The organism is Haemophilus haemolyticus, from assembly GCF_003352385.1.
GTDB classification, from domain to species: Bacteria; Pseudomonadota; Gammaproteobacteria; order Enterobacterales; family Pasteurellaceae; genus Haemophilus; species Haemophilus haemolyticus_I.
Genome location: NZ_CP031243.1, coordinates 1,403,196 through 1,427,558 on the forward strand (window position 1 = coordinate 1,403,196; position 24,363 = coordinate 1,427,558).

The 24,363-nt window shown below is 40.1% G+C and carries 19 protein-coding genes; 10 read left to right on the forward strand and 9 right to left on the reverse strand.

The annotated features are described in order from the left end of the window. Position 1: 1 nt before the first annotated feature. The 8 genes from hybA to DV428_RS06920 all read left to right on the forward strand — a co-directional run bounded on the left by hybA (position 2) and on the right by DV428_RS06920 (position 7,218). Positions 2 to 1,042: a hydrogenase 2 operon protein HybA gene (hybA, locus tag DV428_RS06885; RefSeq protein ID WP_005636015.1), complete on the forward strand. Its 1,041-nt coding sequence runs from the start codon at positions 2 to 4 to the stop codon at positions 1,040 to 1,042. Next, entirely contained in the window at positions 1,035 to 2,261 is a 1,227-nt protein-coding gene (gene hybB / locus DV428_RS06890; RefSeq protein ID WP_005629305.1) for a Ni/Fe-hydrogenase cytochrome b subunit, read from the forward strand. The genes hybA and hybB overlap by 8 nt, the downstream gene beginning before the upstream one ends. Further along, positions 2,261 to 3,970 (forward strand): hydrogenase 2 large subunit, encoded by a 1,710-nt coding sequence (gene hybC / locus DV428_RS06895; protein ID WP_114909173.1) that lies wholly within the window; start codon positions 2,261 to 2,263, stop codon positions 3,968 to 3,970. Before hybB ends, hybC begins: the two co-directional genes overlap by 1 nt. Further along, positions 3,970 to 4,443, forward strand: coding sequence for a HyaD/HybD family hydrogenase maturation endopeptidase (locus tag DV428_RS06900; RefSeq protein ID WP_114909174.1), 474 nt, complete (start codon positions 3,970 to 3,972; stop codon positions 4,441 to 4,443). Before hybC ends, DV428_RS06900 begins: the two co-directional genes overlap by 1 nt. A gap of 91 nt (positions 4,444 to 4,534) precedes the next feature. Beyond that, a complete protein-coding gene (gene hybE / locus DV428_RS06905) occupies positions 4,535 to 5,044 on the forward strand; it encodes a hydrogenase-2 assembly chaperone (protein ID WP_114909175.1) in 510 nt (169 codons plus the stop codon). A gap of 29 nt (positions 5,045 to 5,073) precedes the next feature. After that, positions 5,074 to 5,349 carry a hydrogenase maturation factor HybG gene (hybG, locus tag DV428_RS06910; protein WP_005626486.1) on the forward strand — a complete coding sequence of 92 codons (276 nt, stop codon included), beginning with the start codon at positions 5,074 to 5,076 and terminating at the stop codon, positions 5,347 to 5,349. A 310-nt stretch (positions 5,350 to 5,659) separates the two neighbouring features. Beyond that, entirely contained in the window at positions 5,660 to 5,938 is a 279-nt protein-coding gene (locus DV428_RS06915; RefSeq protein ID WP_005631862.1) for a helix-turn-helix domain-containing protein, read from the forward strand. Beyond that, entirely contained in the window at positions 5,938 to 7,218 is a 1,281-nt protein-coding gene (locus tag DV428_RS06920; protein WP_114909589.1) for a type II toxin-antitoxin system HipA family toxin, read from the forward strand. Before DV428_RS06915 ends, DV428_RS06920 begins: the two co-directional genes overlap by 1 nt. Before the next feature lie 41 nt (positions 7,219 to 7,259). Here DV428_RS06920 and DV428_RS06925 read toward each other — a convergent pair whose 3' ends face one another. From DV428_RS06925 to DV428_RS06950, 6 genes are read right to left on the reverse strand one after another with little or no spacing between them, the layout of a single operon-like run. Continuing rightward, positions 7,260 to 8,111 carry a hypothetical protein gene (locus DV428_RS06925; protein ID WP_114909176.1) on the reverse strand — a complete coding sequence of 284 codons (852 nt, stop codon included), beginning with the start codon at positions 8,109 to 8,111 and terminating at the stop codon, positions 7,260 to 7,262. Between the two features lie 45 nt (positions 8,112 to 8,156). Then, the gene (valS, locus tag DV428_RS06930) at positions 8,157 to 11,021 is read right to left on the reverse strand and encodes a valine--tRNA ligase (protein WP_114909177.1); all 2,865 of its coding nucleotides are present in this window, start codon (positions 11,019 to 11,021) and stop codon (positions 8,157 to 8,159) included. A gap of 17 nt (positions 11,022 to 11,038) precedes the next feature. Then, positions 11,039 to 11,341, reverse strand: a complete 303-nt coding sequence (locus tag DV428_RS06935; RefSeq protein ID WP_114909178.1) for a hypothetical protein — start codon at positions 11,339 to 11,341, stop codon at positions 11,039 to 11,041. Between the two features lie 9 nt (positions 11,342 to 11,350). Beyond that, on the reverse strand, positions 11,351 to 11,674 hold the full coding sequence (gene yqfB, locus DV428_RS06940) for a N(4)-acetylcytidine aminohydrolase (protein ID WP_114909179.1): 324 nt from the start codon (positions 11,672 to 11,674) through the stop codon (positions 11,351 to 11,353). A 46-nt stretch (positions 11,675 to 11,720) separates the two neighbouring features. Further along, positions 11,721 to 12,233 (reverse strand): hypothetical protein, encoded by a 513-nt coding sequence (locus tag DV428_RS06945; RefSeq protein WP_114909180.1) that lies wholly within the window; start codon positions 12,231 to 12,233, stop codon positions 11,721 to 11,723. 15 nt (positions 12,234 to 12,248) lie between these two features. Next, positions 12,249 to 12,683, reverse strand: coding sequence for a DNA polymerase III subunit chi (locus DV428_RS06950; protein ID WP_065245738.1), 435 nt, complete (start codon positions 12,681 to 12,683; stop codon positions 12,249 to 12,251). Positions 12,684 to 12,917: 234 nt separating this feature from the next. On the opposite strand from DV428_RS06950, the gene fumC reads away from it, so the two are divergent. Together fumC and DV428_RS06960 are read left to right on the forward strand one after the other, a co-directional pair. Continuing rightward, on the forward strand, positions 12,918 to 14,312 hold the full coding sequence (gene fumC / locus DV428_RS06955; protein WP_114909181.1) for a class II fumarate hydratase: 1,395 nt from the start codon (positions 12,918 to 12,920) through the stop codon (positions 14,310 to 14,312). A gap of 127 nt (positions 14,313 to 14,439) precedes the next feature. Beyond that, positions 14,440 to 15,048 (forward strand): chalcone isomerase family protein, encoded by a 609-nt coding sequence (locus DV428_RS06960; RefSeq protein WP_114909182.1) that lies wholly within the window; start codon positions 14,440 to 14,442, stop codon positions 15,046 to 15,048. 90 nt (positions 15,049 to 15,138) lie between these two features. Here the strand turns inward: DV428_RS06960 and rnm are convergent, their stop codons facing one another. The 3 genes from rnm to DV428_RS06975 all read right to left on the reverse strand — a co-directional run bounded on the left by rnm (position 15,139) and on the right by DV428_RS06975 (position 24,330). Next, positions 15,139 to 15,963, reverse strand: a complete 825-nt coding sequence (gene rnm, locus DV428_RS06965) for an RNase RNM (RefSeq protein ID WP_114909183.1) — start codon at positions 15,961 to 15,963, stop codon at positions 15,139 to 15,141. Next, positions 15,963 to 16,982, reverse strand: coding sequence for a quinone-dependent dihydroorotate dehydrogenase (pyrD, locus tag DV428_RS06970; RefSeq protein ID WP_114909184.1), 1,020 nt, complete (start codon positions 16,980 to 16,982; stop codon positions 15,963 to 15,965). The genes rnm and pyrD overlap by 1 nt, the downstream gene beginning before the upstream one ends. A gap of 193 nt (positions 16,983 to 17,175) precedes the next feature. Further along, a complete protein-coding gene (locus DV428_RS06975; protein ID WP_114909185.1) occupies positions 17,176 to 24,330 on the reverse strand; it encodes an ESPR-type extended signal peptide-containing protein in 7,155 nt (2,384 codons plus the stop codon). Between the last annotated feature and the right edge of the window lie 33 nt (positions 24,331 to 24,363).

A 24,363-nucleotide genomic window follows, 5' to 3' on the forward strand; every position in this document is an offset into this window, starting at 1 on the left:
GATGGATAGACGAAATTTCCTTAAAGCAGGTCTGCTGGGAACTGTCACATCAGGTCTGCCCGTTGCAAAAGCCGAAGCGGTGGAAAACCTTCCGCCTATTCCTGGTGCACTTGGGATGCTTTATGACTCCACACTTTGCGTTGGCTGTCAGGCTTGTGTCGCAGAATGTCAGCAAGTGAACAAAACACCTGTCAATCCCAAAGGTGAACAAACTTGGGCAAACAATGACAAACTCACGCCGTTCACACGCAATGTGATTCAAGTATGGAGTGATGGCGACGGAAAAAATAAAGATAAAACAGAAAACGGTTATGCTTATGTTAAAAAACAATGCATGCACTGTGTTGATCCAAACTGCGTTTCTGTTTGTCCAGTACAGGCTTTAACCAAAGATCCTAAAACAGGTATTGTTAAATACGATCCTGATATTTGTACTGGTTGCCGTTATTGCATGGTGGGCTGCCCGTTTGACGTGCCAAAATATGATTACGACAATCCATTTGGTCAAATCAGCAAATGTGAACTTTGCAACCAAAAAGGTGTGGAACGCTTAGATAAAGGTGAATTACCAGGTTGTTGTCATGTTTGTCCAACTGGGGCAATTATTTTTGGTACCCGTGAAGAACTTTTAGCGGAAGCAAAACGTCGTTTAAGTTTATTACGTGGCACTGAATATGACTATCCTCGCCAACATGTAAACAGTAAAGACACTTATCGCGCAACTGTGCCAGCCTATCAATATCGTATTTACGGTGAAAAAGAAGGTGGCGGTACACAAGTATTGGTATTAAGTGCAGTTCCGCAAGAAAATTTAGGTTTCCCTGAGTTAGATGATATTGCTACAGGCGCACGCGCAGCGCATTTACAACACTTCTTGTATCGCGGTTTGGCATTGCCACTGGTGGCGTTAGCTGGTTTAACAATGATGACTTATAAGAATATGCACGGCGATAAAATTCGCGAACGAATTGAAGCGCAAAAAGAAGCAATGCGCCAAGCGCGTAAAGAAATGGAAGAAGCGGAGGATGAACATCATGGGTAATCCACGTCCGGTGGGCGGCCGATTAGTTTCCGCCAGTATTCTCTTTTTTGCACCTTTGGCTGTAATTTGTATCTTATTAATTATCAAACGTTTGTTCTTAGGTATCGGTTCCGTCACCGCCCTTAACGGCGGTTATCCTTGGGGCTTATGGATTTCCTTTGACTTACTTGTAGGTACAGGTTTTGCCTGTGGTGGTTGGGCATTAGCTTGGACAGTATATATTTTCAACAAAGGGAAATATCACCCTCTTGTGCGTCCCGCATTACTTGCCAGCTTATTCGGCTATTCATTAGGTGGTCTTTCCATCACCATTGATATGGGTCGTTACTGGCACTTGCCTTACTTCTACATCCCAGGTCAATTCAATACAAACTCGGTGTTATTTGAAACCGCATTTTGTATGACGATTTACATCATTGTTGTCACCCTTGAATTTGCGCCAGTTTGGCTCGGCTTCTTAGGATTGAAAAAATGGTTTAATAAGCTCAACAAAATTATGTTCTTTGTCATCGCACTTGGCGCACTATTGCCAATGATGCACCAATCATCTATGGGATCATTAATGATCGCCGCAGGTCATAAAGTTCATCAAGTATGGCAAAGCTATGAAGCATTACCAATCTTATCCTTGCTGACCGCATTTATTATGGGCTTTTCTATCGTCATTTTTGAAGGTTCTTTAGTGCGTGCAGGTTTGGCAGGAAAAACGCCAGATGAACGTTCACTCTTTACCCAGCTTGCAAAAGTGACCGCTGGATTAATCGCACTTTTCCTTGCAGTACGCTTTGGCGAATTGATTTACCATGACAAACTCCATTATGTATTCGGATTCGATAAACTTGGTAAATTTGAAGCCTGGATGTTTTGGATGGAAGTATGGCTAATGACATTACCATTACTCACTTTATTTCTTGGTGAGAAAAAATCTGATTCACGTTGGCTATTTATCTCAGCCTTGAGCATGTTACTCGGCGCAGCCCTATGGCGTTTAAATTATTCAATGATTATGTACGATCCTGGTAATGGCTATCGTTACTTCCCATCAGCAGAAGAATTACTAATTTCTATTGGTTTCGTTTCCATCGAAATTTGCGCCTATATTTTAATAATTCGTCTATTCCCTGTCTTACCAGTGTTGAAAGAAAAACATCATGAAGACTCGGAACAAATTATTGCCGAAAAAGCACAATTCAGTAAAAAAATGAGCGGAGCAGAATAATGACTGAAAAAAAACGTATCTCAATCGACCCTATCACACGCATTGAAGGCCATTTGCGTATCGATTGCGAAATTGAAAATGGCGTAGTAACAAACGCTTGGTCATCAGGCACAATGTGGCGTGGTATGGAAAATATCGTGAAAGGTTCAGATCCGCGTGATGCTTGGATGATTATGCAACGTATTTGTGGCGTTTGTACAACCGTTCACGCCATTATAAGTGTGCGTGCAGTGGAAGATGCTCTCGGTGCCAAAGTGCCAGTGAATGCACAATATATCCGTAATATGATTCTTTCTGCTCATAGCATGCACGACCATATCGTTCATTTTTACCAACTTTCTGCGATGGACTGGGTGGATATCACTGCGGCACTGAACGCTGATCCAGATAAAGCCGCTGAAATGCTTAAAGGTATTTCAACATGGGGACTAAACAGTGCAAATGAATTCCGCAATGTACAAAATAAAATTAAATCTTTAGTTGAAAGCGGTCAGCTTGGTATTTTTGCCAATGGTTATTTCGGTCACCCTGCCATGAAATTACCGCCAGAAGTAAACTTAATTGCGGTGGCTCACTATTTACAAGCACTTGAATGTCAGCGTGATTGTAACCGTATTGTGGCATTACTCGGCGGAAAAACACCGCACATTCAAAACTTAGCAATTGGTGGTGTAGCAAACCCAATCAACTTAGACTCTCAATCAGTATTAAACTTAGAACGTTTAATGTTTGTAAAATCCTGTATTGATCGTTTAAATGACTTCGTGACTCAAGTTTATCGTGTTGATGCGGCTATCATTGCAGCTTATTACCCAGAATGGCTTAATCTTGGTAAAACATCAGGTAACTATCTTTCTGTACCTGAATATCCAATTGACGGTGATAATTCTAAATTTGCTCTAACAGGTGGCTATATTGAAAACTTCGATATTTCGACCTTCCGTCCAATTACCCAACAGAAAGATGAATTTGTTGTAAAAGGCATTAAAGAAAGTGGTAAACACGCTTGGTATGAAGACGATGAACCACTTGAACCTTGGGCTGGTTTAACACGTCCGAAATATACTGGTTGGCAAGATGAAGGCAAATATTCATGGGTTAAAGCGCCAAGTTTCTACGGAAAAGTTGTTGAAGTGGGCCCTCTTGCCTATTTAATGTGTAACTTAGCAAACGAAAATAAAGATACATTACATCACTTTAACCATATTAAAGGGTTGTATGAAAAACTAAGCGGCAATACCTTATCTGTTGACCATTTACATTCAACCTTAGGACGTATTATTGCTCGTACCGTACATTGTTGCGTGCTAAATAATATTCTTGAACAACAATGGAAACTACTTGTTGATAATATTGGTACTGGTGATACTGTTGCTTATCTCAAGACAGACATTCCACAAACAGGTGAGTTTAAAGGTGTTGGTTTTGGTGAAGTACCTCGTGGCATGCTCTCTCACTGGGTTGTTGTTAAAAATGGCAAAATTGAAAACTATCAAGCCGTTGTACCATCGACTTGGAATGCAGGCCCTCGTAACCAAAATGATGAAATGGGGCCTTATGAGCTTTCCATCATCGGTACACCTGTAGCAGATCCAACAAAACCATTAGAAGTTGTGCGTACAATCCACTCTTTCGACCCTTGCATGTCATGCGCAGTGCATGTTGTGAATACAGAAAATGGTGAAGTCACACAAGTGAAGGTGCTCTAATGAAGCCATTAATCTTAGGCGTTGGTAATATTTTACTCGGCGATGAAGGCGTGGGCGTACGAATCGCCCAAGCCCTAGAAAATCGCTCTGAAATTTTACCACACTTTGACGTGGTTGACGGTGGCACTTGCGGCATGGAATTATTGGATGAAATGGCAAATCGTGAGCATATCATCATCATTGATGCTATACTCGCCAATAAACAGCCAGGAGAAATCATTGTGCTTCATGATGAGCAAGTGCCAGTATTTTTCTCACGTAAAATTTCACCACACCAACTTGGTATTTGCGATGTACTTTCTGCGTTAAAATTAACGGATGAATTCCCTAAAAACCTATGCTTAATAGGGGTTCAACCAGAAACTTTTGAGCCGCAGATTACATTAAGTGAAACAATTCAAAAACAATTTCCAGAAATTTTTAAAACATTAGAAAACGTTTTGAAAGAGTATGGATTTCACGTTCAAATGTAGATGAGAAATAACAGATTTCACGCACACCATAATTTGTTCTTATAGTATGCGTGAATTGTTGAAATTCACCTCGCTATAAATTTTAATAATTATGTATCGACACGAAAAAACACCAGAAAATACCACCGCACTTGAAGGTGTCATTCAAGGCTTAGCCGAAGAGCCATCTTCAATCTTCCAAAACGAAATGCAAAAAGTTGCAGAAGAAATGAAAGATCTTCCTTTCTATCGAAAAGGTATCGACTGCTATTGCCCTAAATTTGTACTTTTTGAAAACCAATGGATAGGTACGGTTGTGACACCTTGGATGTTGAGCATTGTCATTTTGCCAGGCAAAGATCAAGAATGGGAACCGCGCGAAATTGGCGATAAACTTTCAGTACAACTACCCTATAAAACCTTCACGTTCACAGTGAGTAGTTTAGAAAATATTCCACAATATCTTAGTTGCTCCCTTCATTCTCCGATTGATCCTGCAATGACAAATACTCAAGCGGCTCAACTCGCGCAAGATTGCCTCAGAATGATTTTATCGATGCCAACAAAAGCAACAACTTTTGATCCAGATCGACGTAACTTATTCCGCGCAATAGTAAAATAGACACAAATTTCAATAGGAGTGAAAGTATTATGTGTTTAGGTGTTCCAGGCCAAATTGTTAAAATTGGCGAAAGTGCTCTTCAACTTGCCACCGTGGATGTATGTGGCGTACAACGTGATGTGAATATTTCACTGGTCTGCACTGGAGATCCTGCCGATTTACTTGGCAAATGGGTGCTCGTTCATGTAGGCTTTGCAATGAGTGTTATTGATGAAGATGAAGCCAAGAAAACCCAAGAAGCCCTGCTCGCTATGAGTCAACTAGAACACGAAGTTGGGGATTTTTTAGGATTAAATCAAAAATAAAAAAGTAGGCATTGCGCCTACTTTTTTATTCCAATTTATACCTCTCAATCTCTCTAATTTTTCTAATCTAAACCAATATTTCTCTTATCTTTTTATTTAAGAAATATCTCTATAACAATGTAAAAAGTCTATTAATTGAATCATTTAATTGTAATGTAGAAGATGATAGTGCAGTGGAAATTTTAATCTTTTACAAATTATATCTCATAGGATATAAATAACAAATTATACTTTACAAGATATAAAACAAGATTTATACTTTATGGCGTATAAAACAATTTCTATATGCTATAGCGTATGAGGAGTCACAATGGTTATCACCACCGCAAAAATGCTTTCTCATGTCATTCGTGAATTTCGCTATCAAGGCGATCTGTCACAAACTGATGTTGCTAAACTCGCCGGAACTACCCAAGCCAGAATTTCAGCGTTTGAGAATGAGCCAGAGCGTACTAAATTAGAAACGCTATTTAAAATTCTAGCAGGATTAGAACTAGAGCTTATTGTGCAACCACGCAAAAAGTCATCTGATACTGCTCTCTCAATCAAGGAGCCAACAGCAACATACGATGACGACGAGGCATGGTAATGAGTAACTCGATTCTAAACGTTGCCATGAATGGCTTGTTAGTCGGTGAATGGCGAAAACTCACCAGTGGCGCCACCGAATTTCAGTATGCGGAAAAATGGCTTGAATCTGTTCGCTCGCGTCCTATTTCATTGTCACTGCCCTTGTCGCACAAAATTTATCGAGGAGATTCCGTTTACAATTTCTTCGATAATCTCCTCCCGGACAATGAGCAGATCCGTTCACGCATTCAACAACGTTTCCAAACCTCAACGAAATCCCCATTTGATTTACTTTCGGCGATTGGACAGGATTGTATCGGCGCAATTCAACTTTATCAGGGCGAGAACCGCTCGGTACGTCAAATTTATGCAGAACCGCTAAATGACAAAGAGGTGGAAAACGTGCTGAAAAACTACCACACTTTTCCTCTAGGCATGGAAGAACGCGAGGATTTCCGAATTTCTTTAGCCGGCGCTCAGGAAAAAACAGCGCTGCTTTATTATCAGAATCAATGGCAGCGCCCTTTGCATTCCACCGCGACCAGCCATATTTTTAAACTCCCGATTGGTATGGTCGCACAAGGGCAGCTTGATCTTTCCGGCAGCTGTGAAAATGAATGGCTTTGCTTGAATATCATGAAAGCCCTCGGTTTATCGGTTCCTCAAAGCCAAATTCATTATTTCGGTGAAATGAAAGTACTGATTGTGGAGCGCTTTGATCGTCGTTGGTCTGAAAATAGGAGTTGGCTAATTCGTTTACCACAAGAAGATATGTGCCAAGCACTCAACATCGCTCCTGCACGAAAATATGAAAATGACGGTGGTCCGAGCATTCTGCAAATTATGTCGCTCCTCAACGGTTCATCCAACGCCCAAGCAGATCGCAAGCAGTTTTTTAAAGCACAAATTATTTTCTGGCTACTTTGTGCCATTGACGGTCATGGCAAAAACTTCAGTTTATTTTTGGAACAAGAGAATCGCTATCGTCTAACGCCTTTTTATGATGTGATGTCCGCCTATCCGCTCATCAAACACAACGGACTACAAAAGCAAAAAGTCAAAATGGCAATGACGTGGCACGGCGAAAATAAACATTATTTATGGGATAAAATACAACTCCGCCACATTTTTAATACGGCTAAACTCGCCGGCCTAGCAAAGGAAACGGTAGAAGACATTTTGCATGAGATCTGTGCACTATATCCAAGAGTAAGTGAAATAAATACCCATGGATTACCTGATGAAATTGTTGAGCCTATTTTAATGGGATTAGAAATGCAGATGAAAAAGATAAGTTAAAAAGTGCGGTGAATTTCCACCGCACTTTTACAACTAAAGAATTATTTAACTAATGACTTATAAGCACCAGTAGTCTTGAAATTAGGATTATTTTTTATGTCATCACGAATTTTGTTTAAATTATTATCGTTCATCTCCCTCCTCATATCATAAAAAAAACATATCTGATCACAAATTAATTTCTTCAAAACTTCAGGCGCATCCACAATATTATTGATGTTAAATATACCCTCTTCCAATTCTAGAGTATTATTTATTTCTGATATCGCATCCCAGCCATCATTAAAAATATAAAAATACATAAATGGTAATTTAAATAAAGAAATATACCTATGAGGATCATCTAAAAATCTAATATCAAAATTATCTACAGATCTTTCTAGAAAATATCTAGCATATATTTCCATACCACTAATATCTTCACGAAATAATGGTAAAAAATAAATTTTAGTATTAACTACTAAACTTAGCATTTGCTTTTTCAAAATTTCAGAAAGCTTAAAGATATACTCTTTATCTGCCAACTCCCAATTATTATTTTTATTAAAGTCGATAGTTATAAGTTTTCTCCAAAAAATAGAAATAATTGCCAGTAAACTTTCTTTACTTACATTTAATTCCTTCGATTGAGTTCGATAATTTGCAATTTTCCTAAAAATTTCTCTAGAAAATTTATCTTCCCAAGAAGATAATCGTTGTTCACAACTATTACATAATAAGTATACCTTAATACCATCTTGTTCTCTTTTATTCACATTATCTGAGTATCTCAAATAGGGAGTTGGAGATGTCTCCTTTATCCAATCATAAATAAACTTAGGTATAATGTGTGATTCCTTTAACAGAATTTTTTCAGTATCACATAATCTGCAGGTTCCAATATTTTTACACATCTTGATATCCATAAAATGGTCAGTAAAATTGTCAACTTAATTTAATCATAATTTTTCTATCTCCTTATACTGCTCTTGGATTTTTTCTAATCCAGATTGGTATTCCGCTTGTTTTTCGCGTTCTTTCGCAATCACTGCTTCAGGTGCTTTAGCCACGAAAGCTTCATTGCTGAGTTTATTCTCGATGCGTTTAACTTCATTTTGATATTTTTCAATCTCTTTAGCTAAACGGGCAAGCTCTGCTTCTTTATTGATAAAGCCAGCCATTGGCACGAGCAATTCAGCATTGCCAACAAGTTTCGCTACCGCAAGTGGTGCTGTTTCGTTTGCGGCTAACACTCGAACGTTGTCTAATTTCGCCATGGCTTTTAAAAGAGCGGTCTGTTTTTCGAGAATTTTTGCGTTTTCTGCACTTAAATTACGGAATAACAGATCTAAGCCTTTGCTTGGTGCGATGTTGCTTTCCGCACGGATATTACGCACCGCAACGATCACTTCTTTTAACCACTCAATTTCAGCTTCTGCTTCTAGATCAAAGCCGTTTTCTTCCACTTGGGGGAAAGGTTGTAACATAATGCTGTCAGCAGTAATATCGACGAATCCTTTCACTTTTTGCCAAATTTCTTCGGTAATAAATGGAATAAGCGGATGGGCTAAACGTAATAATTTTTCTAACACGTGAACCAAGGTTTGACTTGCCGCACGGATTTGCGCTGCATTGCCGTTTGCAAATACTGGTTTAGTCAATTCTAAATACCAGTCACAAAATTGGTTCCAAGTAAACTCATAAATCGCATTGGCACAAAGGTCGAAGCGGTATTGGCTTAGTGAGTTACGGAAAGTTTCCACGGTACGATTGAATTCTGATTGAATCCAACGATCCGCTAATGATAACTCGATCTCGCCTTCGCTTAAATCTAATTTGTCATTAGTTAAGACGAAACGGCTTGCATTCCACAATTTATTGCAGAAGTTGCGGTAGCCTTCTAGGCGTTTCATATCCCAGTTGATGTCACGACCGTTTGAAGCCAACGCAGCTAATGTAAAACGCAATGCGTCTGTACCGTGAGCAGCAATGCCGTCCGCAAATTCTTTGCGGGTTGCTTTAGCAATTTTTTCTGCTAATTGCGGCTGCATCATGTTGCCAGTGCGTTTTTCAAGTAAATCTTCAAGGCTGATACCGTCAATCATATCGATTGGATCAAGTACGTTACCTTTTGATTTCGACATTTTTTGGCCTTGCTCATCACGGATCAAGCCTGTTACGTACACCGTTTTGAATGGTACTTGTGGTTTGCCGTTTTCATCTTTCACAAAGTGCATCGTAAACATGATCATACGTGCAACCCAGAAGAAGATAATATCAAAACCAGTGATTAACACATCCGTTGGGTGGAACATTTTGAGTTCTTTAGTTTGCTCTGGCCAACCTAAAGTTGAGAACGTCCACAAGCCTGAGGAGAACCACGTATCCAGCACGTCTTCATCTTGTTTAAGTTCAACCGCAAAATCTAAGTTGTATTTTGACCGCACTTCTGCTTCGTTACGCGCAACATACACATTGCCTTCCGCGTCATACCACGCTGGAATACGGTGCCCCCACCAAAGTTGGCGAGAGATACACCAATCTTGAATATCACGCATCCAAGAGAAGTAAAGGTTTTCGTATTGTTTCGGTACGAATTGGATTTCTCCATCTTCCACTACTTTAATCGCTACATCAGCAAGCGGTTTCACGCTCACATACCATTGGTCGGTTAGCATCGGCTCGATTGGCACGCCGCCACGGTCGCCATAAGGCACTTTCAAATCATGTGGTTTAATTTCGTCTAATAAACCAAGCGCTTCAAAATCTGCCACGATTTTCTTACGTGCAGCAAAACGCTCTAAGCCACGGTAATCCGCAGGAATAGTTGCTTCATAGCCGGTAAGTGGTTTGCCATCAGTACCGATAATTTCCGCTTCATCACGAATATCTGCATTTAAAGTTAATACATTAACTATTGGCAATCTGTGACGTTTACCCACTTCGTAGTCGTTGAAGTCGTGCGCAGGGGTAATTTTAACCACACCAGTACCGAATTCACGATCTACATATTCATCGGCAATAATCGGAATTTCACGGTTTTCAAGCGGTAGAATTACCGTCTTACCTTGCAAATCTTTGTAGCGTTCATCTTCAGGATGCACAGCCACCGCCGTATCGCCCAACATAGTTTCTGGACGCGTGGTTGCCACTACTAAATAATCTTTACCATCTGCCGTTTTTGCACCATTTGCTAACGGATAGCGGAAATGCCAAAGGGAACCTTTGCTCTCTTTGTTTTCTACTTCTAAATCAGAAATCGCGGTGTGAAGTTTTGGATCCCAGTTTACTAAGCGTTTGCCACGGTAAATCAAACCTTCTTCGTGCAAACGAACAAACACTTCTTTTACCGCATTGGATAACCCCTCGTCCATAGTGAAACGCTCACGTTCCCAGTCGATTGAGTTACCTAAACGGCGCATTTGTTGGCTGATAGTGCCACCAGAATAGGCTTTCCAATCCCAAATTTTATTGATAAACGCTTCGCGGCCATAATCGTGGCGGGTTTTGCCTTCTTCTGCGGCGATTTTACGTTCCACCACCATTTGAGTTGCAATACCCGCATGGTCTGTCCCCGCTTGCCATAAGGTGTTATGCCCTTCCATACGGTTAAAACGGATTAAAGTATCCATTAAGGTTTGTTGGAAAGCATGCCCCATGTGTAGCGAACCTGTTACGTTCGGCGGCGGAATCGCAATGCAATAGCTCGGCGCATTTTCATTTTCAGACGGTTTAAAATAACCGCTCTCTTCCCAATGTTGATAAAGGGCTTGTTCTACCGCAGACGGATTAAAACGGTCTGCCATTTGGAGGTTTTTTGTCATCGTTTAATTGTCTCTAACTAAAATTCCAGTTCAGAATCTGTATAATTATCTGATTCGTCATACAATGCTTTTAATACTGCACGATGCTGTGGATTTTTGGGATCATAAGATGTGTTCTGTAAAAATTGATAGTCAGGATGATACTCTAACTCTTCAGTATATTCCTTCATCATTTCAGTTCTTTCTTCTGCTATTTTAATGGCACCTCTGCGAGTTAAATTTCCATCAATAACATCAACAACAACTTCTTTTAATCTTTCTTGATAATTTTTTGAGTCACACTCTTTATCTTGTTCCTCAAGCAACCATTCGCCGCCCATATAAATCTCCTATTGTTTTTTATAGATAGTTTTAAACTGAATTAGCCAAAATATTTTTTCGTTCGGATAAATCCCCCGAATTACCTCTTTTAATTCTTCCAATCCCATATTCTCCTGCTTCGCATGCTGTTCCGTCAGTTCATCAAGGGTAATCGGCGACACACTTAACACTTCAATCGTACAGAAATATTGATTATCTTCAAATCGACCAACACGCAAGATATCACCCGCTTTAAAATAGCTTTCAGATTTATCTCGAATAGTAATCGTTTTACGCCCGGCGAGAATATCGGCTTCAAAGCGTTGGTAAAAAGTGATGTCGTTTGGTTGCATTTTGATCCTTAAAGTGCGGTTGGGTTTTAAAAAGTTTTTACAAAAACTATTTCAATTCTTTCTTTAAACGATCAATTTCATTTAATAAGCGATATTCTTCTTGATGGCAAAAACTCTCAGAACCTAGTTTCTCTCCCTCGCTAGTACAACGAACTTGCTGATATTGTTGTTCTAGTATTTGTAATATTTTTCGTTTTTCTGTATTTGGATCATTCTTTTGTTTTATTTTAGCTGGAGCCGGCGATACTTTAGATGAAACTTGAGCCTCTTGCGTTTTTTGTTGAGTAGTCATCTCTACCGTTTTTTCAGCTTCAACCATTTTTTCTTGTTCAACAGCTTCAGATTTCTGATCTACAACAGAAGTTTTCTCTTTATTTTCCTCTAAAAGAACTGCTTCCTTTTTAACATCCTGTTTTGTGGCTTGTTGAGTTTCTTCAACTTTAGGGGTTGCTTCAACTTTAGGTGTAGCTTCAACTTTATTTTCTTGTTTCTCACAAGCTGAAATCATCAATACAGCTGTTCCTAATAATAAACTTAAGCAAAATTTGGTTTTCTTCATCATTACTCCATTCTGTTATGCTATATTTTCTGTAGAAAGTGCCCATCCCAATGTCCTTAACTGTTTATAACGTTCTCGAGCTTGTGTTTTTAAGGCATCATCTTTCGGCACAAAATCAATAATTTGGGTAAAACTATGGCTAAAATCTGGAATTTCTTGTTGCAAATTAATTAACACGTCACGGCGTTGTAAATTCCGTTTCCCAAGCCACGAAATCTCAATTGGTGTAGGATATTGTGTGGCCTCACCCGATAAATTATGTGGAACAAATTCATTAGGATCTCGTTGCCATAAACGCTCGTCAATCTCTAACGCTTGAGCCTCACTTTCACAGCTAATCAATACTTTTTTCCCTGAACGCCATATTGAGGCAGCAAGATTACAGGCAATTTCTTCGACAGTTAAAGTACAATCTTCCGTAAGAATGTAAAATTGCGCAGTTTTTGCCATTTTAGCCCCGTTATTTTCTCAATCTTGCCCTATAAAAAGGGTGAAATTCTAACGAAAAAACCCTAAAAAATAAATAATTAAATACACATTATTACAAATGCATGAAAATCCACCGCACTTTTATGATCTATGTCACAAAACTGATTTTTAACGTTTTTGTTACGTTCCACTCATAACTCGGAAGTGTTAAAATCAATCTAGTTTTAATTTTCATTCAATTCATAGGAGTACAGAATGGCATTTCGTATTGAAAAAGACACAATGGGTGAAGTTCAAGTTCCAGCAGATAAATACTGGGCTGCACAAACTGAACGTTCACGCAATAACTTTAAAATTGGTCCTGCCGCCTCAATGCCACATGAAATTATCAAAGCTTTTGGCTATTTGAAAAAAGCAGCCGCATTTGCTAATCATGATTTAGGTGTATTACCTCTTGAAAAACGTGATTTAATTGCTCAGGCTTGTGACGAAATTTTAGCAAATAAATTAGATGATCAATTCCCACTCGTTATTTGGCAAACTGGTTCTGGTACACAATCCAATATGAATGTGAACGAAGTGGTTGCAAATCGTGCTCATGTGCTAAACGGTGGCAAATTAGGTGAAAAATCCATCATTCACCCAAATGATGATGTGAACAAATCACAATCCTCAAATGATACTTTCCCAACGGCAATGCACATTGCGGCATATAAAAAAGTAGTTGAACACACTATTCCTTGTGTTGAACGTTTACAAAAAACTTTTGCGGCAAAATCTGAAGCCTTCAAAAACGTGGTAAAAATTGGCCGCACTCACTTAATGGATGCAACGCCACTCACATTAGGTCAAGAATTTTCAGCTTATGCTGCTCAATTAGATTTCGGCTTAAAAGCATTAAAAAACACCCTTCCCCATTTAAGTCAATTAGCATTGGGTGGAACTGCAGTTGGTACAGGTTTGAACACGCCGAAAGGCTATGATGTGAAAGTGGCAGATTACATTGCAAAATTCACCGTACTTCCGTTTGTCACCGCAGATAATAAATTTGAAGCATTAGCGGCTCATGATGCGATTGTTGAAACTCACGGTGCATTACGTCAATTAGCAATGAGTTTATTTAAAATCGCGAACGATATTCGTCTATTAGCATCAGGCCCTCGTTCAGGAATTGGCGAAATTTTAATTCCTGAAAATGAACCAGGTTCTTCAATCATGCCAGGTAAAGTCAACCCCACTCAATGCGAAGCGATGACAATGGTCTGCGCACAAGTATTTGGTAACGACACCACTATCGCATTTGTAGGCTCACAAGGTCACTTCCAATTAAATGTGTTCAACCCTGTGATGATTGCAAACTTCTTACAATCTGCTCAATTATTGGGTGATGCTTGCGTATCTTTCGATGAACACTGTGCAGTGGGTATTGAACCAAACTATCCTCGAATTAAACAACAACTTGAAAATTCATTAATGTTGGTGACCGCACTTAATACGCATATTGGCTATGAAAACGCAGCTAAAATTGCAAAAACAGCTCACAAAAATGGCACAACATTGCGTGAAGAAGCGATTAATTTAGGCTTAGTTTCTGCAGAAGATTTTGATAAATGGGTTCGCCCTGAAGATATGGTAGGTAGTCTAAAATAATTCAGCGCACAAATTAACATCAGTAATATTAAAGGCGAGTAAAATTACTCGCCTTTTTACTCGTTTCTCATTTGTTTTTTGATGCGGTTTGTTATAATCAACACAATTTTACTCACGGCAATTTATTATGAAAATGAAATCCCTTTTTGTGGCAATGATAACGTTTTTTTCTGCCGCACCTTTTGCTCATTGGCAACCCATCGGAAATGCAGAATACACTTGGGGGCCGTTCCATGTTTATACCATTGGCTTATTTTCCGAAACGGGCACTTATCAAGAAAATGAACGCCCATTAATGCTCTCTTTCAAATATGAAAAACCCATTGAAGGAAAAAATTTTGCAATTACGCTCATTAAAGAAATCGAAACCTTAAAACTTAATGATGGCGATACTCAAAGCTGGCTTAAAGAAATGCAAGCGACCTTTCCTGATTTTTCCCCAAACGATATTTTGAACTATATTGCCTTACCAGATAGAGGCTACTTTGTATTAAATGATACTGTTTTGGAACATAATTTTGATGCTAAATTTAATCAAGCATTTATCGGCATCTGGCTTGCACCGAATAGCACTTTTGTAAAACTTCAGCCACAATTATTAGGCAAAACGAAAAGCAATCATGAAGCGGCTGAATTTTATCTCAAACCTGAAATTGAATCCGTTGATGAACAAGATTCAATGCCTGAATTGCCGCCACATTATTTATTAGATAATCAGAAAAAATCCGAAGGATAAATTCAGTTTTTATATTTTGAACCATAAAAAATACCTGTTTCCAAATAAATTTTATTATCAAGGAAACAGGTATTTATACATTATGGCTTGTTAAAATTTTTCCCAAATAGGGATAACGCCATCAACTAAATCTAAATTTTTTCCTAACTCAATCCAACCACAAGGAAAATGAAAATCAGAACCAACGGATCCCAGTAGTTCAAATTCTTTTGCCCAACGAGCAAGCATTTGACGTTGATCTTTTGTCTGACCACAGTCCGCCATTTCCATGCCATCACCGCCCCAAGCCTTGAAATCGGTTATCAGCTTACGCACCCATTTTCCTGTCATGTTATAACGTAATGGATGTGCAATAACGGCTATACCGCCCGAGGCATGGATTGTCTCAATCGCTGTAGGAATATCTGTCCATTCAGCTTTGACAAATGCCGATTTTCCTTGCCCTAAATAGCGTTTAAAGGCCTGACCATCATTAGATACCTTACCAATCTGCACCAAATAACGTGCGTAATGAGCGCGTGTAACTTCACCATCGGCTAAAGCCTTTGCTCCTTCATAAGCATTAGGGATCCCTGCTTTTTCTAATTTATCGCCAATTTCCACCGCTCTTTTTTCGCGTAATGCTTTTTGGCTTTGCAAAAGTGCGGTCATTTTGGGATGAGTTTTATCGAAGTTTAATCCTACAATATGGATCCCCCGCCCTTCCCAATTTGTCGAAATTTCTACTCCGGTAATTAATTCAATGCCTACTTCTTTCGCTACAATCTCAGCTTCATCAATGCCCGCAATCGTATCGTGATCGCATAATGCCAACACGTTCACGCCTTGCGCATAAGCACGATGCACTAATTCAGTTGGGCTCAACACCCCATCTGATGCGGTGCTATGGCAATGTAAGTCGTATTTTTTTGTCATTATTTAATATTTTTTACTAATTCTTTTACTAATTTTGGACCATGATAAATCAATCCTGAATAAACTTGTAACAACTCGGCGCCAGCCTCAATTTTCTCTTGCGCATTTTGCAAGCCATCAATGCCGCCGCTACCAATAATCGGAATCTGACCTTTCAGTTCTTGATGTAATCGCTTAATAATCTCCGTGCTTTTATGTTGCAGCGGCTTTCCACTTAATCCCCCTTGCTGTTCCGCATTTTTCATCCCCATAACAGTATCACGAGAAATCGTGGTATTCGTTGCAATAACGCCATCCATTTTATGACGAACTAACGTATCCGCAATTTGCACTAATTCACTTTCCGTTAAATCTGGTGCAATTTTTACCGCAATCGGCACATATTTATTATATTGGTTTGCCAAAATAGCTTGACGATCCTTGATGCTTCGCAATAAATCATCGAAATAATCACCATATTGTAACTGACGTAAATCCGGTGTATTGGGTGATGAAATATTTACCGTAATGTAACCAGCGTAGTTATAGGCTTTGTTCAAACAGAAAATATAATCATCTTTGCCTTGTTCCAAAGGTGTAAATTTATTCTTACCAATATTAATGCCAATCACGCCTTTATAACGTGCGTTTTTCACATTTTCTATAAGATAGTCAATACCATTATTATTAAAGCCATTACGGTTAATAATGCCTTCAGCTTCAATCAAGCGAAACTGACGTGGTTTTGCATTACCATCTTGTGCAACGGGCGTAACAGTTCCTACTTCAAGAAATCCGAAACCCAATGCACCGAAACCATCAATCGCCTCACCATTTTTATCCGCCCCTGCTGCCAATCCAATGGGATTAGGAAAATTCACACCCATTACCGTTTTCGGAAAACCTTTGGGAGCATGAATAAGAGATTTTAAGATCGGTTGAAATAAAGGGTTACCAGCTAATTTCAAGCATTGGATCGTGAAATTATGAGCCTTTTCAGCATCCATTTGGAAAATGCCGTGACGGAATAATTGATACATACTCGTTTATCTCTCGGGATAGTTGACTGTAAGAAAAGTGCGGTCAATTTTCACCGCACTTTAAGGGTAAGACTGCTCGTATTCTACGAGGAACAGGAATAATGTGCAAATAATAAAAAATGTGATGATCACAACGTAATCATCACATTTTAATATCAACCTTTCATTCGAAAGTTAAAGGAAAATCAGGTTATTACCAGAAATATGCTACACCAGCACCGGCACCAACATTACCTTGTGTATTAGCACCTAATGAGAATTTAACCCCATATTTTCCATTATCAGAAAGGCGACTATAACCAACAGCAATCGCAGATTGACCACGATATTGACCTACTGCAGCAGTAGCAGCTGACAAACCAGGGCGATAAGATTGGAGCAAGTTTGCCATAGCAATTGCACTTGCCGTACCTGCATCTGCACGTTTGCCAACCTTATTGATGCGATCATTTAATCTATTCATATTGTTACCTAAACGACTAGATATAGAATACAACTGACTACCATTAATCGCATCTGTTGAAGTAGCAGAGATTTCGCCAGCTGCCACATTTTGAATACGGCGTTCAGCATCTGCTGCACCAACAGAAACAACACCATGCCCTTTAGCACCAGCAAAACCACCATAACTCATACCATTTACGATCGCCTCATTCACTGTTCCAATAGAACCCGCTGTCGTTGTAGTTCCTTCAGAGCCATCATGCTTAATATTTTTCAATGCCGCAGTTTGGCTACCATCACCACCTCTTGCTGTTGTTTTATTACCTAGATAAACAGAATTTTCAACAGTATGTCCAACAGCTGTAGAGTTTCCTTTATTATTAATATCATTACCTAAAACAAAGGTATTACTGCTATCAATAATATTATCGTTACCTACAGCATAGCTACCTGAAACAGCGACATTATTCACATCTTTACCGTTAATAATATTCGGGTCACCAAAGGCACCTGATTTTGCAGCGTTTACTTGGTTACCAGTACCAATCGCAATAGAATTATCACCTGTTACTGTAGAACCAAAGCCCATTGCAACGGCATTCTGACCCGATGCTTCAGATAATGCACCAATAGCTGTCGCATATTTACCGCTCGCACTTGAATCATTTTCACTGTGCCCCTCTCTCTTAGTATTCACAGTACCATCATTAACATGGAAGAACTTAATACCATGCTCATTCATATTATAAATTGCTTCATAAACAGAATTAGTAAGAACTGTTCTTCTGTCTTGCGTATTATAGGTTTTTAAGAGCGGAGTATTTTTACCATCACTACTTACAATCACATTTTCATAAGTGTTTCCACCGATAGTAACATTCGTTACTTCTGTTTTAGCTCCACGATTTAATGCATAAATTTGAGCACCATTCACAGCATCTGAACTTGTTGGTGAAATATCGCCAGCTGCGATCCCTGATAGTTTAGTTTCTCCATTTGGATGTTCAGTTGTTGTTTTACCTTTAAAGGTTACTGTTGTTCCTTTATCGTTTTCAGTTTTTTCAAACGGTGCAGAAACAGTGTAAGCATTCGATACAGGATTGTGTTCTACAGAAATTCCACTACCCGCTTCAACTTTCACTTTCGCCGCATTAATCGCTGTCGCTACACTGCTTACTGTCGCAAGTTTATTCTCATCACCATTCGATGCAATCGTATCACCTGTTTTATTATTTTTACCAAACTCACCCGTTACCGCTTTAACATTACCCGTCGCAGTATCCAGTGTGATTGTCGTACCATCCGTATTCACAGATACACCATCTGTATCTACATTAATACCACCTTTCTCTTTCGCTTTAACAGATACACCACTTCCATCTACAGTAATACCTGAACCCTGTTTCACCGCTAAACCATTAGTGGTTTCAAGACCTTTATTCGACTCAACTTTCGCCGCTACTTTATAAACATTGCCATCTTGTGTCACGGTAGTTGTCGCATCTGCATTTGTGACGCTAGTTTTCGCCGCATTAATCGCCGCCGCTACTTCACCTGCTTTCGCTAACTTACCTTTATCTGCATCTGCAACACTTGCATCATTCCCTGCCGTAATCGTACCCGTTACCGCGGAGACTTTGCCACCTGTGACATTAATCGTTGTGTTATCTGTATCTACAGACACACCACTTCCATCTACAGTAATACCACCATTGGTTTTCGCATTAACAGAGACACCATTCGCACCCACAGTAATACCATTTCCATTTTGTACTGATACGCCATCAGCACCTACGGTAATACCACCGTTGGTTTTAGATTTAACAGAGACACCCTTATTATCAACTGTAACTCCATCTCCAGCTTTTACTGACAACCCTGCAGCACCGCTCTCTAAACCCTTATCCGACTCAACTTTCGCTGAAACCGTATAGGTATTAGTCGCTTTATTATGAGAAACGTCAGCACCACTACCCGCTTCAACTTTCACTTTCGCCGCGTTAATCGCTGTCGCTACACTGCTTACTGTCGCAAGTTTATTCTCATCACCATTCGATGCAATCGTATCACCTGTTTTATTATTTTTACCAAACTCACCCGTTACCGCTTTAACATTACCCGTCGCAGTATCCAGTGTGATTGTCGTACCATCCGTATTCACAGATACACCATCTGTATCTACATTAATACCACCTTTCTCTTTCGCTTTAACAGATACACCACTTCCATCTACAGTAATACCTGAACCCTGTTTCACCGCTAAACCATTAGTGGTTTCAAGACCTTTATTCGACTCAACTTTCGCCGCTACTTTATAAACATTGCCATCTTGTGTCACGGTAGTTGTCGCATCTGCATTTGTGACGCTAGTTTTCGCCGCATTAATCGCCGCCGCTACTTCACCTGCTTTCGCTAACTTACCTTTATCTGCATCTGCAACACTTGCATCATTCCCTGCCGTAATCGTACCCGTTACCGCGGAGACTTTGCCACCTGTGACATTAATCGTTGTGTTATCTGTATCTACAGACACACCACTTCCATCTACAGTAATACCACCATTGGTTTTCGCATTAACAGAGACACCATTCGCACCCACAGTAATACCATTTCCATTTTGTACTGATACGCCATCAGCACCTACGGTAATACCACCGTTGGTTTTAGATTTAACAGAGACACCCTTATTATCAACTGTAACTCCATCTCCAGCTTTTACTGACAACCCTGCAGCACCGCTCTCTAAACCCTTATCCGACTCAACTTTCGCTGAAACCGTATAGGTATTAGTCGCTTTATTATGAGAAACGTCAGCACCACTACCCGCTTCAACTTTCACTTTCGCCGCGTTAATCGCTGTCGCTACACTGCTTACTGTCGCAAGTTTATTCTCATCACCATTCGATGCAATCGTATCACCTGTTTTATTATTTTTACCAAACTCACCCGTTACCGCTTTAACATTACCCGTCGCAGTATCCAGTGTGATTGTCGTACCATCCGTATTCACAGATACACCATCTGTATCTACATTAATACCACCTTTCTCTTTCGCTTTAACAGATACACCACTTCCATCTACAGTAATACCTGAACCCTGTTTCACCGCTAAACCATTAGTGGTTTCAAGACCTTTATTCGACTCAACTTTCGCCGCTACTTTATAAACATTGCCATCTTGTGTCACGGTAGTTGTCGCATCTGCATTTGTGACGCTAGTTTTCGCCGCATTAATCGCCGCCGCTACTTCACCTGCTTTCGCTAACTTACCTTTATCTGCATCTGCAACACTTGCATCATTCCCTGCCGTAATCGTACCCGTTACCGCGGAGACTTTGCCACCTGTGACATTAATCGTTGTGTTATCTGTATCTACAGACACACCACTTCCATCTACAGTAATACCACCATTGGTTTTCGCATTAACAGAGACACCATTCGCACCCACAGTAATACCATTTCCATTTTGTACTGATACGCCATCAGCACCTACGGTAATACCACCGTTGGTTTTAGATTTAACAGAGACACCCTTATTATCAACTGTAACTCCATCTCCAGCTTTTACTGACAACCCTGCAGCACCGCTCTCTAAACCCTTATCCGACTCAACTTTCGCTGAAACCGTATAGGTATTAGTCGCTTTATTATGAGAAACGTCAGCACCACTACCCGCTTCAACTTTCACTTTCGCCGCGTTAATCGCTGTCGCTACACTGCTTACTGTCGCAAGTTTATTCTCATCACCATTCGATGCAATCGTATCACCTGTTTTATTATTTTTACCAAACTCACCCGTTACCGCTTTAACATTACCCGTCGCAGTATCCAGTGTGATTGTCGTACCATCCGTATTCACAGATACACCATCTGTATCTACATTAATACCACCTTTCTCTTTCGCTTTAACAGATACACCACTTCCATCTACAGTAATACCTGAACCCTGTTTCACCGCTAAACCATTAGTGGTTTCAAGACCTTTATTCGACTCAACTTTCGCCGCTACTTTATAAACATTGCCATCTTGTGTCACGGTAGTTGTCGCATCTGCATTTGTGACGCTAGTTTTCGCCGCATTAATCGCCGCCGCTACTTCACCTGCTTTCGCTAACTTACCTTTATCTGCATCTGCAACACTTGCATCATTCCCTGCCGTAATCGTACCCGTTACCGCGGAGACTTTGCCACCTGTGACATTAATCGTTGTGTTATCTGTATCTACAGACACACCACTTCCATCTACAGTAATACCACCATTGGTTTTCGCATTAACAGAGACACCATTCGCACCCACAGTAATACCATTTCCATTTTGTACTGATACGCCATCAGCACCTACGGTAATACCACCGTTGGTTTTAGATTTAACAGAGACACCCTTATTATCAACTGTAACTCCATCTCCAGCTTTTACTGACAACCCTGCAGCACCGCTCTCTAAACCCTTATCCGACTCAACTTTCGCTGAAACCGTATAGGTATTAGTCGCTTTATTATGAGAAACGTCAGCACCACTACCCGCTTCAACTTTCACTTTCGCCGCGTTAATCGCTGTCGCTACACTGCTTACTGTCGCAAGTTTATTCTCATCACCATTCGATGCAATCGTATCACCTGTTTTATTATTTTTACCAAACTCACCCGTTACCGCTTTAACATTACCCGTCGCAGTATCCAGTGTGATTGTCGTACCATCCGTATTCACAGATACACCATCTGTATCTACATTAATACCACCTTTCTCTTTCGCTTTAACAGATACACCACTTCCATCTACAGTAATACCTGAACCCTGTTTCACCGCTAAACCATTAGTGGTTTCAAGACCTTTATTCGACTCAACTTTCGCCGCTACTTTATAAACATTGCCATCTTGTGTCACGGTAGTTGTCGCATCTGCATTTGTGACGCTAGTTTTCGCCGCATTAATCGCCGCCGCTACTTCACCTGCTTTCGCTAACTTACCTTTATCTGCATCTGCAACACTTGCATCATTCCCTGCCGTAATCGTACCCGTTACCGCGGAGACTTTGCCACCTGTGACATTAATCGTTGTGTTATCTGTATCTACAGACACACCACTTCCATCTACAGTAATACCACCATTGGTTTTCGCATTAACAGAGACACCATTCGCACCCACAGTAATACCATTTCCATTTTGTACTGATACGCCATCAGCACCTACGGTAATACCACCGTTGGTTTTAGATTTAACAGAGACACCCTTATTATCAACTGTAACTCCATCTCCAGCTTTTACTGACAACCCTGCAGCACCGCTCTCTAAACCCTTATCCGACTCAACTTTCGCTGAAACCGTATAGGTATTAGTCGCTTTATTATGAGAAACGTCAGCACCACTACCCGCTTCAACTTTCACTTTCGCCGCGTTAATCGCTGTCGCTACACTGCTTACTGTCGCAAGTTTATTCTCATCACCATTCGATGCAATCGTATCACCTGTTTTATTATTTTTACCAAACTCACCCGTTACCGCTTTAACATTACCCGTCGCAGTATCCAGTGTGATTGTCGTACCATCCGTATTCACAGATACACCATCTGTATCTACATTAATACCACCTTTCTCTTTCGCTTTAACAGATACACCACTTCCATCTACAGTAATACCTGAACCCTGTTTCACCGCTAAACCATTAGTGGTTTCAAGACCTTTATTCGACTCAACTTTCGCCGCTACTTTATAAACATTGCCATCTTGTGTCACGGTAGTTGTCGCATCTGCATTTGTGACGCTAGTTTTCGCCGCATTAATCGCCGCCGCTACTTCACCTGCTTTCGCTAACTTACCTTTATCTGCATCTGCAACACTTGCATCATTCCCTGCCGTAATCGTACCCGTTACCGCGGAGACTTTGCCACCTGTGACATTAATCGTTGTGTTATCTGTATCTACAGACACACCACTTCCATCTACAGTAATACCACCGTCAGTTTTCGCATGGACAGACACACCATTTGCATCTACAGTAAGACCACCGTTGGTTTTCGCATTAACAGAAACCTTATTATCCGCAGAAACTGAAATTCCATCTCCTGCAGTAACAGGGGTGCTACCACCCGCAGCTGCACCGCCTTGTGGTTGTTCAGTTTTAATAGTAACTACGTGTTTACCATTAGTATCAGTTGTAGCAGTTACGGTAATACCGCCCTCGCCTTTAAATTCTACTTCTTCGCCACTTTTTACGGTTGAAGCTTCACCGCCATTTGCAGAAACTTTCCAACCCAATTCATTTAACGTGCTCGATAAATCTCCTGCATTAACAAGTTTTTTCTTATCCTCTTCTTTAGGGGCGGTTACTTTGCCGTTATTAACGGTAAGACCAATGGTGTCGGCAGTGAGTTTATTACCATCTTCATCAATTTTTAATCCGTCGCCAGTGTTTACGCTAAATTTAGCTGAACGTCCAGTCTGATCAATCGTAACACCTTTACCCTCAACTAAGTAAAGGTAGCTGGTTTTATTAGTCGGTGGTACTGCAGCACTCTCTGGAGCTGGTTCTACGGTAATGACTGTACTTATCTTCTCATCATCAGGGATATTATCATCATTAATCTTCTTACCCTTTTGAAATTCTTTTCGCTTCCCTTCTTTATCAACAACAACAAGACCGAAACCCAAGCCGCCTAATTCATTACCATTTGCATCTATAATTCCAGTTGGTCTAGGTGGAGTATACCCATCTGAAGGATTATCAGGGTTTGGTCCCCAATCCGACTCACTCGTACTCGCCTGAGCCGTTGCAGACAACAGCGTCGCCAATACGGCGGTTGCCACGGTTACAGAAGCACGTTTTTTGTGTGATTTAGTAAGTTCAGATACAGCTACCCAAGCTTGAGAAACTTCACTCCATACAATTCTAAAAATCTTATTCATAAGTCCTCTTTTTACATAATTAAATTAAATAAA

Excerpts from the sequence above, each read along its gene's own strand:
- hybA (WP_005636015.1), top strand. The coding sequence starts at position 2 with ATGGATAGACGAAATTTCCTTAAAGCAGGTCTGCTGGGAACTGTCACA.
- hybB (WP_005629305.1), top strand. The coding sequence starts at position 1,035 with ATGGGTAATCCACGTCCGGTGGGCGGCCGATTAGTTTCCGCCAGTATT.
- hybC (WP_114909173.1), top strand. The coding sequence starts at position 2,261 with ATGACTGAAAAAAAACGTATCTCAATCGACCCTATCACACGCATTGAA.
- DV428_RS06900 (WP_114909174.1), top strand. The coding sequence starts at position 3,970 with ATGAAGCCATTAATCTTAGGCGTTGGTAATATTTTACTCGGCGATGAA.
- hybE (WP_114909175.1), top strand. The coding sequence starts at position 4,535 with ATGTATCGACACGAAAAAACACCAGAAAATACCACCGCACTTGAAGGT.
- hybG (WP_005626486.1), top strand. The coding sequence starts at position 5,074 with ATGTGTTTAGGTGTTCCAGGCCAAATTGTTAAAATTGGCGAAAGTGCT.
- DV428_RS06915 (WP_005631862.1), top strand. The coding sequence starts at position 5,660 with ATGGTTATCACCACCGCAAAAATGCTTTCTCATGTCATTCGTGAATTT.
- DV428_RS06920 (WP_114909589.1), top strand. The coding sequence starts at position 5,938 with ATGAGTAACTCGATTCTAAACGTTGCCATGAATGGCTTGTTAGTCGGT.
- DV428_RS06925 (WP_114909176.1), bottom strand. The coding sequence starts at position 8,111 with ATGTGTAAAAATATTGGAACCTGCAGATTATGTGATACTGAAAAAATT.
- valS (WP_114909177.1), bottom strand. The coding sequence starts at position 11,021 with ATGACAAAAAACCTCCAAATGGCAGACCGTTTTAATCCGTCTGCGGTA.
- DV428_RS06935 (WP_114909178.1), bottom strand. The coding sequence starts at position 11,341 with ATGGGCGGCGAATGGTTGCTTGAGGAACAAGATAAAGAGTGTGACTCA.
- yqfB (WP_114909179.1), bottom strand. The coding sequence starts at position 11,674 with ATGCAACCAAACGACATCACTTTTTACCAACGCTTTGAAGCCGATATT.
- DV428_RS06945 (WP_114909180.1), bottom strand. The coding sequence starts at position 12,233 with ATGAAGAAAACCAAATTTTGCTTAAGTTTATTATTAGGAACAGCTGTA.
- DV428_RS06950 (WP_065245738.1), bottom strand. The coding sequence starts at position 12,683 with ATGGCAAAAACTGCGCAATTTTACATTCTTACGGAAGATTGTACTTTA.
- fumC (WP_114909181.1), top strand. The coding sequence starts at position 12,918 with ATGGCATTTCGTATTGAAAAAGACACAATGGGTGAAGTTCAAGTTCCA.
- DV428_RS06960 (WP_114909182.1), top strand. The coding sequence starts at position 14,440 with ATGAAAATGAAATCCCTTTTTGTGGCAATGATAACGTTTTTTTCTGCC.
- rnm (WP_114909183.1), bottom strand. The coding sequence starts at position 15,963 with ATGACAAAAAAATACGACTTACATTGCCATAGCACCGCATCAGATGGG.
- pyrD (WP_114909184.1), bottom strand. The coding sequence starts at position 16,982 with ATGTATCAATTATTCCGTCACGGCATTTTCCAAATGGATGCTGAAAAG.
- DV428_RS06975 (WP_114909185.1), bottom strand. The coding sequence starts at position 24,330 with ATGAATAAGATTTTTAGAATTGTATGGAGTGAAGTTTCTCAAGCTTGG.